This is a genomic window from Jannaschia sp. W003, from assembly GCF_025144335.1.
Lineage (GTDB): Bacteria > Pseudomonadota > Alphaproteobacteria > Rhodobacterales > Rhodobacteraceae > Jannaschia.
Genome location: NZ_CP083539.1, coordinates 2,398,183 through 2,411,582 on the forward strand (window position 1 = coordinate 2,398,183; position 13,400 = coordinate 2,411,582).

Sequence of the window (13,400 nt, forward strand, 5' to 3'; positions counted from 1 at the left end):
GTGTGCCACCGCAAGGGGCATTTGCCCAATCGATTGCCGTCATGCCAAGTATCGGCATGGTCAATTTCAACACCCTCGACCTCAACCTCCTGCGGGTCTTCCACGCCATGATGCGCGAGGGCTCGACCACGCGCGCCGGCGAGCGGCTGGGCCTGTCGCAGCCCGCTGTGTCGTCGGCGCTGGGACGCCTGCGCCACGCGCTCGGCGACGCGCTGTTCGTGCGGCAGGGGCAGCGCATGGTGCCCACCGCCTACGCGCAGACCCTGGCCGGCCCGATCCACGAGACGCTCAGCGCGCTCGAGCTGGCGTTGCGGGGGCCGGAGTTCGACCCTGCGACCTCGGACGCGGTGTTCCGCTTTTCGGGCATCGACTTCTTCGCCGAGATGCTGATGCCCGCCCTCGCCCGGACCCTGCTGGCGGAGGCGCCGGGGGTTCGGGTGCAGCACCTCGACCTCGTGCCCGACCTGCAGGTGGAGATGCTGGACCGCCACCAGCTCGACCTCGCGCTGTTGCCCGCACTGGACCTGCCCGACTGGGTCGAGAGCGCGCCGCTGTTCCATGCGGGCTTCGTGGCGGTCGCGCGCGCCGGTCATGCGCGGTTGGCGCGTGCGCATGTCGCCCCCGAGGGGGAGATCCCGCTCGATCTGTTCTGCGACCTCGGCCACGTGTTGTGCTCGCCCGACGGCAAGCTGCGCGCCATGGGCGACGACGCGCTCGAGGCGGCGGGGAGACGGCGCCGCGTGGTGATGACCATGCCGTTCTTCTCGGGCGTGATGCGGATCGTGGCGGAGACCGACCTCGTGGCGCTCGTGCCCGAGCAGCTCGCCCGGCGGGTCGCGCCACGCCTGGACCTCCGCTGCTACCGCGCGCCGGTCCCGCTGCCGGTGCCGCTGCTGAAGATGCACTGGCACAAGCGCATGACGCGCGCCGCGGACCACCGGTGGTTCCGCGAAACCGTGGCGCGGCACCTGCGGCCCCTGAACCCGGACGCGATGCCCCTGCCCGCGCTTCCCTAGGGGTCGACCGAGCCCCGCAGCTTCTTGACCTCGCCGCGCCGGGTCTTGCCGTCGAGCCGCCGCCGCACCGACCCGCGCGTGGGCTTGGTGGCGATGCGGCGGCGGGGCTTCTCGTGGGCGCGGGCGATCAGGTCGGCCAGCCGCTCGCGGGCGATCTCGCGGTTGCGCGCTTGGCTGCGGGTCTCCTGCGCGAAGATCACCACCGCGCCGCCGTCGGTCCAGCGGCGCCCCGCGAGGCGGCGCAGACGCGTCTTTACGGGCGCGGCGAGGTTGGGCGAGCGCTCCGCCTCGAAGCGCAGCTCCACGGCGGTGTTCACCTTGTTTACGTTCTGCCCGCCGGGGCCGGAGCTGCGCACGAACTGCTCCGTGATCTCCCAGTCCTCGATGGTCGCCGGCCCCGCTTGCAGGGGCATCAGCGCACCCGCACCACCGGCTCGGCCCCGAGCGAGGAGGCCAGCGACCTGAGCCGCGCCTCGGCCACCTCGCCGAACAGCGCCTCGCCGTCGCCCTTGGGGAGCGTCAGCTCCAGCACCTGCTTCTTCGGATAGAGCCGGAACGTGCCCATCAGCGCGGGATCCTGCGCCGAGAACATCGCCCCGAAGCGCATCGCCTTGCCCACCACTTCGGCCTGGGCAGTGTCCTCCACGTCGAGCAGCGGCGCGAGCGGCTCGAACGAGGTACCCTCGCGCTTGTTCTTGTAGCGGTGGAGGAGCGCGAGCCCGAGGAACACGCGCTCGGAATGGGTCAGCCCGCCGAGGTTGGCGCGGGTCGCGTTGTCGAAGCAGACCTCGGCCCGGTAGTCGGGATGCGCGCGCCAGGAGACGTCGTGGAGCAGGCAGCACGCCCGGATCAGCCGCAGCCGCCGCTCGCTGGCCCGCGCGAAGATCGGCTTGAGGAAGCGGTAGAGCACGCGCCCGAAGCCCGGCAGGCGCGCGTCCTTCGCCTCCGCGAAGCGTGCGCTTTCGATCAGGGGATCGCGGGCGCGCAGCACATCGGGCATCTGCTCGTAGAGCAGCCCCTCGCGGATGCCGTAGGACGACACGGCGATGGTCTTGGGGCGGAACTGCTTCACGACCCGCGCCAGCACCTCGGAGGCCAGCGGCACCAGCGCCATGCGCGCGGCCGATGTGCCCGTGGCCTTGCCGAGCGCGGTCATGTCCTCGCAGGCGCCCACGAGCTCGATCGTGGCGCGCAGGTCGCGCGGCGTCATGGTGTACTCGTGCAGGACGTGCAGAGGGTAGCCCCGCCGCTCCATGTCGATCCGCGCGATGGCCCGCCACGATCCGCCCACGAGGTAGAGCCGGTCGGTCCGGTCGCGCCCCAATCGCTCGGCCATGTCGGCCACGCCGCGCTCGATCTCGGCGTGGCGCTTCGACTTCGAGGCGATGCTCTGAAGCTTGAGGGGGCCGAGCTTGCCCGAGACGGCCGCGCCGACCTCGCCGCCGCCGGGGAGCACCGATAGCTCCATCGAGGAGCCGCCGATGTCGCACATCACGCCCTCGGCCTCGGGCCAGCCCAGGAGCACGCCCTGCCCCGACAACCGCGCCTCCTCGGCGCCGTCGATGATCCAGAGCTTGAGGCCGGTGGACGCGCGCACCTCCTCGGCGAAGGCGGCGCCGTCCGTGGCCTCGCGCACGGCGGCGGTGGCCACCACCGTGAGAGAGTTCACCTCCATGCCGCGCGCCAGGATCGCGAAGCGGCGCAGGGCGGCGAAGGCGCGCTCGCGGCCCGCGGGGTTCAGGTGCCCGGTCTCGGCCAGCCCCGCGCCGAGGCCGCAGAGGATCTTCTCGTTGAAGAAGTACGCCGGCGAGCGCGCCGCGCCGTCGAACACCACGAGGCGCACCGAGTTTGAGCCGACGTCGATCACGCCGACGCGCCGCAACGCGCGCGCCTCGGGTCCGTCGAACAGGGGCTTGCCGAAGGGGCCGTAGCCTTCGGGATCGTCGTCGGGAGAGGCGGTTCCGTCCATGCGACCCGCTTGGCACGGCGGGGCGCGCCCGGTCAACGACGCCGGTGCGCCAGCTCCGGCACGTCGCCGCCCCCGGCGCTGCCGCGCCCCGAGAGCGAGGGGTTCTCCATGAAGAACCGGTGGCACGAGAACGGCTCCGCCTCGCCTTCCTCCGCCGCGGCCGCCCGGTGCCATTCGCCCTCGGGCTGCAGCACCCAGCTCTGGGCCACGTCGGCCATGTTGGCGGACATGATCTGGTCCACGATCTGCGCCTTTACGGTGGGGTTCACGCACTCCACCAGCGTCTCGACCCGGCGGTTGAGGTTGCGTCCCATCCAGTCCGCCGAGGATATGTAGACCCGGGCCCGCTTGCCCGGCAGCCCGCCGCCGCCGCCGAAGCACACGATGCGCGGGTGCTCCAGGAAGCGGCCGACGATGCTCTTGACCCGGATCGTCTCCGACAGGCCCCGCACGCCGGGGCGCAGGCCGCAGATGCCGCGGATCACCAGGTCGATCCGCACGCCCGCGCGGCTAGCATCGTAGAGCGCGTCGATGATGTCGGGCTCGATCAGGGCGTTCATCTTGGCCCAGATCACCGCCGGCCGCCCGGCGCGGGCGTGCTCGGCCTCGGCCGCGATGGATTCCAGCAGCCGGTCCTTCAGCGCCATCGGCGAGATCACGAGGTTCTCCAGCCCCTCGGGCGGCGCGTAGCCCGAGATGTAGTTGAACACCTTGGTCGCGTCCCGCCCCAGCGCGGGCGAGCAGGTGAAGAGGCTGAGGTCGGTGTAGATGCGCGCGGTGATGGGATGGTAGTTGCCCGTCCCGAAGTGGGAGTAGGTCACCAGCCGGTCGCCCTCGCGCCGCACCACGGTGGAGATCTTGGCGTGAGTCTTGAGCGAGGTGAAGCCGTAGACCACGTGCGCGCCCGAGCGCTCCAGCCGCCGGGACTGGCGGATGTTCGCGGCTTCGTCGAAGCGGGCCTTCAGCTCCACGAGGGCGGTCACCTGCTTGCCCGCCTCGGCCGCCTCGCAGAGCGCGGCCACGATGGGGCTGTCACGCGACGTGCGGTAGAGCGTCTGCTTGATCGCCACCACGTTCGGGTCGGTCGCGGCCTGGTTCAGGAAGCGCACCACCATGTCGAAGGTCTCGTAGGGGTGGTGGAGCAGCATGTCCTTCTGGCGGACGGCGGCGAACATGTCGCCGTCGAAGTCCTGCACCCGCTCGGGCACGCGGGGCGTGAAGGTGGGCCAGAGCAGGTCCTTGCGGTCACCCACAACCAGCTCCTTGAGCGAGGCGAGGCCGATCAGTCCGTCCACCTCGATCACCTCGGACTCGTCGACGCCGATCTCCTCTAGGATGGTACGCCGCAGCGCCTTCGGGGCATCCGCGGTCAGCTTCATGCGCACGATCTCGCCCCGGCGCCGGCGCTTCAAGGCGGTCTCGAACTCGCGCACGAGGTCCTCGGCCTCCTCCTCGACCTCGAGGTCGCTGTCGCGAAGCACCCGGAACGCGAGGTGGCCGCGCAGGCGGTAGCCGGGGAACAGGCGCCCGGCCTGCATCAGGAGCAGCGCCTCGAGGGGCAGGAAGCGGGTCGCGCCGCCGGGCAGGCGGATGAAGCGGTCGATCTGCGCCGGGATCGGCAGCAGCGCGCGCAGGGTGCGCCCGTCGGAGATGCGCTCCATCTCGATGGCCAGCGCGAAGCCCTCGTTGGGGATGAACGGGAACGGATGCGCCGGGTCGATGGCGAGGGGCGAGATCACCGGGAACACGAAGTGGAGGAAGTGGTCGTCCATCGCCGCTCGCTCGGCCTCGGAAAGGTCGCCGGGGTCGAGCAGGCAGATGTCGGCCGCCTCCATCTCGCAGCGAAGCGCCTTCCAGACCTCCTGCTGCCGGGAGAGCAGGCGGGCGGCGTTCTCGTCGATCATCTCCAGCTGCTCGGCGGGCGTGCGGCCGTCGGCAGCGGGGGTGGTGTTGCCGGCACGGGCCAGCTCGCGCAGGCCGGCGACGCGCACGGTGTAGAACTCGTCGAGGTTGGCCGCAGAGATCGAAAGGAAGCGCAATCGCTCCAGCAGCGGCACGCGCGGGTTCTCGGCCTCCTCCAGCACGCGCCAGTTGAAGGCCAGCCAGCTCAGCTCGCGGTTGAAGAAGCGGCCGGGCCCCACGACGCGCGGCTCGTCCAGCTCCACCGGGTCGGGGCGAGCGGCGCGGAGAAAATCGGCTGGGGGCGCGGACTTGTCGAGCATGGGGGGCGACGCTAGGCCCCTGCCCCCGGGTTGTCCAGAACGGCCCGGGCCAGACGCTCGTCCACGGCGCGCCCCTCCGCCAGCGCGGCGGCGTCGAGGCGCTCCACCACCTCGCGCGCGGCGCGGTGCGAGCGCTCCATGCGGCGCAGGAGCCAGCCGATCAGCCCCGGGCGCACGGCCACCTGCCGGTCCGCGAAAAGCTTGACCAGCAGCATCGACAGCATCGCGTCGTCCGGGTCGCCGATGCGGGCGGGCGTCAGCGAGGCGAGGCGCGAGCGCAGGTCCGGCAGGGCCACGTCCCATTCGGCGGGCGCGCGGCGGCCCGTCAGCAGCAGCGGCGCGCCGGAACGGGCGCAGGCGTTCCACAGGTGGAACAGCGCGGTCTCGTCGACGCCGCGGTCGGCGTCCTCCACCGCCACGGGGGCCTCCGCGATCGCGGGCGCGTCGGGCGCCGCAAGGTCACGCGCGGCGATCACCCGCGCGCCGGTCTCGGCGGCCCAGATGTGCGCGAGGTGGGTCTTGCCCGCCCCTTCCGCGCCGACGAGGGCCAGCCGCGCGTCGGGCCAGCTCTGCCACCCGTCCAGCAGCGCCACGGCGTCGGCGTTGGCCTCGGTGACCATCAGGTCGTCGCGCCCGAGCGCCTCCTGGTGCGGAATGGGCAGCGCGAGCTGCATCACTCGACCGGATCCCGTGGCTCGGCCGGCGGGCGGGCGCCGAGATAGAGCTGGCTGGTCTTGTACTCCGCGACGAGGAACCGCGCGATCACGCCCAGCGATGCGGCCACGGGCACGGCGACCAGCAGGCCTACGAAGCCGTAGATCGCCCCGAAGGCGGCCAGCGCGAACAGGAGCCACACGGGATGGAGGCCGACGCTCTCGCCCACCAGCTTCGGCGTCAGGATGTTGCCCTCGAGGAACTGGCCCGAGGCGAAGATCAGGGCCACGAGGCCGATCTGCAGCCATTCGCCCCAGAACTGGAACAGGGCCAGCCCGATGGCGAGGGCGCCGCCCACGAGGGCGCCGACGTAAGGAATGAAGGTGATGAGGCCCGCGACGGCCCCCACCACGAGCCCGAACTGGAGGCCCACGAGGATCAGCAGCACGGAGTAGTAGGTGCCGAGGATCAGACAGACGGTGAGCTGTCCGCGCACGAACGAGGCGAGCGTCGCGTCGATCTCGCGCGCGAGGCGGCGCACGGTGCCGACGTGGTCGCGGGGCAGCAGCTCGTCGATGCGCGCGACCATGCGGTCCCAGTCGAGCAGGAGGTAGAAGGCGACCACGGGGACGACGACCACGAACAGGAGCGCGTTGACCACGCCGAAGAGGCCGGCCAGCACTGAGGTGACCAGCTCGCCGCCGCGGGCGCGGGCCAGCTCGCCCAGGTCCGAGAGGCCGCGGCGCACGGCGCCGTCCTCGACCAAGAGGTCCGGGAAGCGCAGCGTCAGCCAGTCGCGCAGGGCGTCGATGTAGGTCGGAGCCTCCTTCGCCAATGCGGTCGTCTCCCGGACGAGCGTTGGAATCAGGAGCACCAGCGCCACGGCGAGAATGATTACCGCGACCAGCGTGATCACGGCCGTCGCCGCGACGCGCGGCAACCCGAGCTTCTCCAGGCGGTCGGCCAATGGGTCGAGGATGTAGGCGATGGCGCCGCCCACGAGGAAGGGCAGGATCACCTCGCCCAGGTACCACAGCAGCACGAGGAACACCGCCGCGGCGATGCCCCAGTAGATGCCCTGATGGCGCAGCGGCAGGCCCATGCACGTCCCTCCGGGGGCCTCCATGCCCCCCGCCGCGCCCGCGCGCAAGCGGAGGGCGAAGGCTCCTCAGCCGCGCGCCTCGCCGATCAGGCGAAGGATGCGACGCGCCGCCTCGGGGATGTTGGTGCCCGGCCCGAAGATCGCCGCCACCCCGGCCTCGCGAAGGAAGTCGTAGTCCTGCTGCGGGATCACGCCGCCGCAGATCACGAGGATCTCGCCGGCGCCCTGCGCCCGCAGCGCCTCGATCAGCTTGGGCGCGAGCGTACGGTGCCCGGCGGCCTGGCTGGAGATGCCGACGACATGGACGTCGTTGTCGACGGCATCCTGCGCCGCCTCCTCGGGGGTCTGGAACAGCGGCCCGACGTCCACGTCGAAGCCGAGGTCGGCGAAGGCGGTGGCGATGACCTTGGCGCCGCGGTCGTGCCCGTCCTGGCCCATCTTGACCACCAACATCCGCGGGCGGCGTCCTTCGGCTTCGGCGAACGCCTCGATGTCGCGCTGGATCGCGGCGAAGCCCTCGTCGCCCTCGTAGGCGGACCCGTAGACACCCGACAGCGTGCGGACCTCGGCCCGGTGGCGGCCGAACGCGGCCTCCATCGCGTCCGAGATCTCGCCCACCGTGGCGCGGGCGCGGGCCGCGTCCACGGCCAGCTCGAGAAGGTTGCCGTCGCCCTTCGCGCCCTCGGTCAGCGCGTCGAGGGCCGCGCGACAGGCCACGTCATCGCGCTCGGCGCGGATGCGCTCCAGCCGCCGCACCTGCCCCTCGCGCACGAGGTCGTTGTCGATGGCGAGGATGTCGATCGCGTCCTCGGTCTCGCGGCGGTACTTGTTCACGCCGACGATTACCTCGTCGCCCCGGTCGATGGCGGCCTGCCGGCGCGCGGCCGATTCCTCGATCCGCAGCTTGGGCATTCCGGAGGCCACGGCCTCGGTCATGCCGCCCATCGCCTCGACCTCCTCGATCAGCGCCCAGGCCTTCTCGGCGAGGTCGTGGGTCAGCTTCTCGACGTAGTAGGAGCCCGCCAAGGGGTCGACGACGTTGGTGACGCCCGTCTCCTCCTGCAGGATCAACTGGGTATTGCGGGCTATGCGGCTGGACGTCTCCGAGGGCAGCGCCATCGCTTCGTCGAAGCTGTTGGTATGTAAGGACTGCGTGCCGCCCAGCACCGCGCTCATGGCCTCGAAGGCGGTGCGGACCACGTTGTTGTAGGGATCCTGCTCCTGCAACGAGACGCCCGAGGTCTGGCAGTGGGTGCGCAGGATCGAGGACTTCGGATTCTTCGGCTCGAACTCCTGCATGATGCGGTGCCACAGCAGCCGCGCGGCGCGCAGCTTGGCGGCCTCCATGAAGAAGTTCATGCCGATCGCGAAGAAGAAGCTGAGGCGCCCGGCGAAGCGGTCCACGTCCATGCCCCGCGCGATGGCCGCGCGCACGTACTCGCGCCCGTCGGCCAGCGTGAAGGCCAGCTCCTGCACGAGGTCGGCGCCCGCCTCCTGCATGTGGTAGCCCGAGATCGAGATCGAGTTGAACCGCGGCATGTGGTCGGCGGTGTAGGCAATGATGTCGGCCACGATCCGCATGCTCGGCTCGGGCGGGTAGATGTAGGTGTTCCGGACCATGAACTCCTTGAGGATGTCGTTCTGGATCGTCCCCGAGAGCTTGGCGCGGTCCACGCCCTGCTCCTCGCCAGCGACGATGAAGCCGGCGAGGATGGGGATCACGGCGCCGTTCATGGTCATCGACACCGAGACGTCGCCCAGCGGGATGCCGTCGAACAGGATCTTCATGTCCTCGACCGAGTCGATGGCGACGCCAGCCTTGCCCACGTCGCCCACCACACGAGGGTGGTCGCTGTCGTAGCCGCGGTGGGTGGCGAGGTCGAAGGCCACCGACACGCCCTGCTGCCCGGCCGCAAGCGCGCGGCGGTAGAAGGCGTTCGATTCCTCGGCCGTGGAGAAGCCGGCATACTGACGGATCGTCCAGGGACGGCCCGCGTACATGGTGGCCTTGGGGCCGCGCACGTAAGGCGCCTCGCCCGGCAGGCTGCCCAAGTGGTCCACGCCGGCGAGGTCGTCGGCGGTGTAGACCGGCTCGACCTCGATGCCCTCCAGCGTGCGCCAGCGCAGGTCGGCCGGCGCGCGGCCTCGCAGTTCAGCGGCGGCCAGCCGGTCCCATTCGGCTCTCGCCTTCCGCGTGCCTCCGTCTGCCATGAGGCGATCCTTTCCTGTCGCTCGCCCGGGGGATCAGAGCCCCGCGGGACCGGTATTCTGCCAGACCGTCCGCGCCGTCCGCCAGCCACGCCAGGTCGTCGGCGTGGCGGGCGCGCAGCTCGGCGCGCTGGTCGGGGGTGAAGGGGGCGTAGGCGCCGGCGAGCGCGGGCAGCGACGCGGCGTGCCCCTCCTCGCCGAGGCGCTGCTGGAGCGCGGCGGCGGTGGGCGATCCGTTGACCACGGGCACGCCGGCGCGCGCCGGCGCCACGCCGGTGACGTGCTCGAAGGTCTCGCCCGGCCGGGCGCCCCAGTCTTCGTAGCTCCAGACCGAGAGCGCCGCGCCCGGAAAGGCCGCCGCCACGTCCTCGACGACCTGCCGCCAGCCCCGCCGCGCGCGCACGGCGGCGGCGAGCGTGTCGGCGTCGGGCGGCCGGTGACCGCGCAGCATCAGGTGGACGAAGGCCGAGGTCCACCAGGCATCCGGCGCGCGGATCGCCAGATGCACGCGCGCCGGCGCGCCGAGCGCGGCGGTCACCCGCTCAAGCCGCGCGGCGGCGGTGGGGTAGAGCTTGGCGAGCGCGCGGTTCTCGCGCAGGCCGCCGAGCATGTTCTCGTCGGAGATGACCAGCCGCCGCACGCCGCGCGCGGCCAACGCCTCCTGCCGCAGGCTGACCCGCCCCGCCGAGCGGAAGGCGGCGAGGTCGCGGCGCGCGTCGCGGCGGCCGGGATCGCCCATCAGTCCCGCCATCACGCCCGAGCGCGTCAGCCGCGGGGTCCAAGCCGCGACGCCGGCGGCGGCAAGCGCTGCCTCGTTCAGGTCCAGGAGTCGCTGGAGCGACGAGGTGGCGGTGCGGTGCGCGCCCAGGTGAAGGATCAGTTCCATGTCGGTCTCCGCCGGTATCCGCGCGTGCTCGCCTGCACGCGGGCGAGGCATGCGCGCCGCAGGGTTACTATATCGTCAACCCTCACCGCGCCGCCCTTCGCCGCGGACCCATGAATACCTATATCCCTCACGAGGCGAGGAGGCGAGATGCACAGACTGTTCCCCACGATGATGGCCGCCGCGGCGGCGGCGGCGGCGATGCTTCCGGCGGGCGCGGGCGCCACCGATGCGGTTCCGGTCGATCCGGTCGCGGCGTGGGAGGCGGACCGCGGCGTGGTCCTCGACGCCGCCGAGGTGGATCTCGACGCGTTCCAGTGGATCGCCCGGCCCGTGGTGGTGTTCGCCAACTCCGAGCGCGACCCGGCCTTCGCGGAGCAGATGGAGGAGCTGTTCGCCGAGCTCGACGTGCTGGCGGATCGCGACGTGGTGATCGTCACCGACACCGATCCGGGCGCCAACACCGCGCTGCGCCGCAAGCTGCGGCCCCGGGGCTTCATGCTGGTTCTGATCGGCAAGGACGGGCAGGTGAAGCTGCGCAAGCCCCTGCCCTGGACCGTGCGCGAGCTGTCGCGCTCCATCGACAAGATGCCGATGCGTCGCCGCGAACTGCGCGAGGAATAGTTGCGCGGGGCCCCGTGCGGGCCCATATGTCCTGTGAGAACGCGAGGAGCGATCATGGAACGCGACTTCGACATTCCGCTCAATCCGCACCCGGACGTTCCGGGTCAGAACGGCCCCGCACCGGGCTACTGACCTTCGCGAGCACGCGCTCCGCGGCCTCCGGCCCGCCCCGCGCGTAGGCCTCGATCAGCTTGAGCGCGCGCTGCCCGTAGCCGAAGGCGCGGATGCGCATGGCGATGTAGTCCCGGTAGATCGCGATCCGTCGGTCCGGCTCCAGCGTGGCGAAGCGTTCGCCGCGCATGTCCTCGGCCATCGCCTCCACGGAGCGCAGGAGCGCATAGAACGCCACGATCCAGTCGATGGTCTGGCGCGGCAGGATGTCGATCTGCGGGATCATCGCGGCGTAGATGGGTCCGTGCACCTCGCGCGGGACGAACGGCACGAAGGCGGGATCGGCCTCCATGCGCGCGACGAGTCCGGCGGCGTGCTCCTCGGCCCGGCCCTCCAGCCAGTAGGCGGCGCAGACGTCGCGGATCTCGGCGAACAGCGCCTTGTGGGCGTCGCGCAGGCGCTCGGCCCGCAGGCGGCGGGCGTCGGCGCGGTTGCGCCAGCCGTTCACCAGCCAGCCGGCCGCCACCACCGCGCCGGCGATCAGCGCCTGCGCGATGCGCGCGTCGAGGCCGACGGTCTGCGGCTCCACGCGCTACTCGAACTCGAGGATCACGTCGTCCACGGCGAGGCTGTCGCCCGCGCCCGCGTTGACCTTCGAGACGGTGCCCCGGCGCTCGGCCCGCAGGATGTTCTCCATCTTCATGGCCTCCACCACGGCGAGGGCCTGTCCCTCCTCGACCACGTCGCCCTTGGCCACGTCCACGCGCACCACGAGGCCCGGCATCGGGCAGAGCAGCAGCTTCGAGGTGTCGGGCGGGACCTTCTCGATCATGCGGCCCGCCAGCTCCGCCTGCCGGGGCGTGCGGATGTGCAGGCGCAGGTCGGCGCCGCCGTGGCGGATGCGGAAGCCCTGGGTCTGCTTGTCGACCTTCAGCGCGATCTCGCGCCCGTCCACGTGGACCAAGGCGAGGCTGTCGCCGGGGGTCCAGAGGCTCTCCACGCGCATCTCGCGGCCGCCCACCTCCACCGTGGCGCCCCCGCGATCGGCGCGGATGCGGGTGTCGAAGCGCCGGCTGGCCATGGTGACCGCCCAGTCGTCGCCCACCACGCGCTCGTGGTTGTCCATGCGCCCCGACACGCGGGTGCGCCGGATCTCGGCCACGCGGTGCATGGCCGCCGCCGCCGCCGCGATGCGCTCCATCGTCTCGTCGGGCAGGTCCACGCCCTCGAAGCCGTCGGGATACTCCTCGGCAATGAACGCGGTGGTCATCTCGCCGGCGCGGAACTTCGGGTGCGCCATGACGGCGGACAGGAACGGCAGGTTGTGCCCGATGCCCTCGACCTCGAAGCGGTCCAGCGCGTCCGACATGGCGTCGATGGCGGCCAAGCGCTCGGGCGCCCAGGTGCAGAGCTTGGCGATCATGGGGTCGTAGAACATCGAGATCTCGCCGCCCTCGAACACGCCGGTGTCGTTGCGGATGACCGACTCCGAGGGCACCACGCCGGGGCGGTACTCCTCGGTCTCGGCGGGCGGGCGGTAGCGGGTGAGGCGGCCGATCGAGGGCAGGAACCCGCGGTAGGGGTCCTCGGCGTAGAGGCGCGACTCGATTGCCCATCCGTTCAGCTGGACGTCCTCCTGCCGGATCGACAGCTCCTCGCCCGCCGCCACGCGGATCATGTGCTCCACGAGGTCCACGCCGGTGATCAGCTCCGTGACGGGGTGCTCGACCTGCAGCCGCGTGTTCATCTCCAGGAAGTAGAAGTTGCGGTCGCCGTCGACGATGAACTCCACGGTGCCGGCGCTGCTGTAGCCCACCGCCTGCGCGAGGCTGAGGGACTGCTCGCCCATCGCCTTGCGGGTGGCGGCATCGAGGAACGGGCTCGGCGCCTCCTCCACGACCTTCTGGTTGCGCCGCTGGATCGAGCATTCCCGCTCGCCGAGGTACACGCCGTTGCCGTGCCGGTCGCACAGGACCTGGATCTCGATGTGCCGCGGCTGGGTCACGAACTTCTCGATGAACATGCGGTCGTCGCCGAAGCTGCTGGCTGCCTCGTTCTTCGACGCCTGGAAGCCCTCGCGCACCTCGTCCGCGCTCCAGGCGATCCGCATCCCCTTGCCGCCGCCGCCCGCCGAGGCCTTGAGCATCACCGGAAAGCCGATCTCCTCGGAGATGCGCAGCGCCTCGTCGGCGTCGGCGATCAGGCCCATGTGGCCGGGCACGGTGCTGACGCCGGCCTCGGCCGCGATCTTCTTGGAGGTGATCTTGTCGCCCATGGCCTCGATCGCGCCTTTGGGCGGGCCGATGAAGGCGACGCCCTCCACCTCCAGCGCCTCGGCGAACTTCGGGTTCTCGCTCAGGAAGCCGTAGCCGGGATGGACCGCCTCGGCGCCGGTCTGGCGGATGGCGTCCATGATCCGGTCGATCACGATGTAGCTCTGGTTCGCGGGAGGCGGCCCGACGTGCACCGCCTCGTCCGCCATCGCGACGTGCAGCGCGTTCCGGTCGGCGTCGGAGTAGACGGCCACGGTCGCGATGCCCATGCGGCGGGCCGTCTTGATGACGCGGCAGGCGATCTCGCCGCGGTTGGCGATCAGGATCTTCTTGAACAT

The 13,400-nt window shown here is 71.6% G+C and carries 11 protein-coding genes; 2 read left to right on the forward strand and 9 right to left on the reverse strand.

Going from position 1 to position 13,400, the window contains the following annotated elements:
* Positions 1 to 56: 56 nt before the first annotated feature.
* Entirely contained in the window at positions 57 to 1,016 is a 960-nt protein-coding gene (locus K3554_RS11755; protein ID WP_259940460.1) for a LysR family transcriptional regulator, read from the forward strand.
* Here the strand turns inward: K3554_RS11755 and arfB are convergent.
* From arfB to K3554_RS11790, 7 genes are all read right to left on the reverse strand, one after another.
* A complete protein-coding gene (arfB, locus tag K3554_RS11760; protein WP_259940462.1) occupies positions 1,013 to 1,429 on the reverse strand; it encodes an alternative ribosome rescue aminoacyl-tRNA hydrolase ArfB in 417 nt (138 codons plus the stop codon). The two genes, K3554_RS11755 and arfB, sit on opposite strands and share 4 nt — an antisense overlap.
* Positions 1,429 to 2,985 (reverse strand): Ppx/GppA family phosphatase, encoded by a 1,557-nt coding sequence (locus K3554_RS11765; protein ID WP_259940467.1) that lies wholly within the window; start codon positions 2,983 to 2,985, stop codon positions 1,429 to 1,431. The genes arfB and K3554_RS11765 overlap by 1 nt, the downstream gene beginning before the upstream one ends.
* A gap of 32 nt (positions 2,986 to 3,017) precedes the next feature.
* The gene (locus K3554_RS11770; RefSeq protein ID WP_259940469.1) at positions 3,018 to 5,207 is read right to left on the reverse strand and encodes an RNA degradosome polyphosphate kinase; all 2,190 of its coding nucleotides are present in this window, start codon (positions 5,205 to 5,207) and stop codon (positions 3,018 to 3,020) included.
* An 11-nt stretch (positions 5,208 to 5,218) separates the two neighbouring features.
* A complete protein-coding gene (locus tag K3554_RS11775) occupies positions 5,219 to 5,881 on the reverse strand; it encodes a chromosomal replication initiator DnaA (protein WP_259945920.1) in 663 nt (220 codons plus the stop codon).
* On the reverse strand, positions 5,881 to 6,963 hold the full coding sequence (locus K3554_RS11780) for an AI-2E family transporter (RefSeq protein ID WP_259940471.1): 1,083 nt from the start codon (positions 6,961 to 6,963) through the stop codon (positions 5,881 to 5,883). Before K3554_RS11780 ends, K3554_RS11775 begins: the two co-directional genes overlap by 1 nt.
* 66 nt (positions 6,964 to 7,029) lie before the next feature.
* On the reverse strand, positions 7,030 to 9,174 hold the full coding sequence (scpA, locus tag K3554_RS11785) for a methylmalonyl-CoA mutase (protein ID WP_259940473.1): 2,145 nt from the start codon (positions 9,172 to 9,174) through the stop codon (positions 7,030 to 7,032).
* Positions 9,116 to 10,057 (reverse strand): hypothetical protein, encoded by a 942-nt coding sequence (locus K3554_RS11790; protein ID WP_259940475.1) that lies wholly within the window; start codon positions 10,055 to 10,057, stop codon positions 9,116 to 9,118. Before K3554_RS11790 ends, scpA begins: the two co-directional genes overlap by 59 nt.
* 147 nt (positions 10,058 to 10,204) lie before the next feature.
* Between K3554_RS11790 and K3554_RS11795 the strand changes: the two genes are divergently transcribed.
* Positions 10,205 to 10,678, forward strand: a complete 474-nt coding sequence (locus tag K3554_RS11795) for a DUF4174 domain-containing protein (RefSeq protein ID WP_259940476.1) — start codon at positions 10,205 to 10,207, stop codon at positions 10,676 to 10,678.
* A 79-nt stretch (positions 10,679 to 10,757) separates the two neighbouring features.
* Here the strand turns inward: K3554_RS11795 and K3554_RS11800 are convergent, their stop codons facing one another.
* Together K3554_RS11800 and K3554_RS11805 are read right to left on the reverse strand one after the other, a co-directional pair.
* The gene (locus K3554_RS11800) at positions 10,758 to 11,378 is read right to left on the reverse strand and encodes a hypothetical protein (protein WP_259940477.1); all 621 of its coding nucleotides are present in this window, start codon (positions 11,376 to 11,378) and stop codon (positions 10,758 to 10,760) included.
* A 3-nt stretch (positions 11,379 to 11,381) separates the two neighbouring features.
* Positions 11,382 to 13,400 carry an acetyl/propionyl/methylcrotonyl-CoA carboxylase subunit alpha gene (locus tag K3554_RS11805; RefSeq protein ID WP_259940478.1) on the reverse strand — a complete coding sequence of 673 codons (2,019 nt, stop codon included), beginning with the start codon at positions 13,398 to 13,400 and terminating at the stop codon, positions 11,382 to 11,384.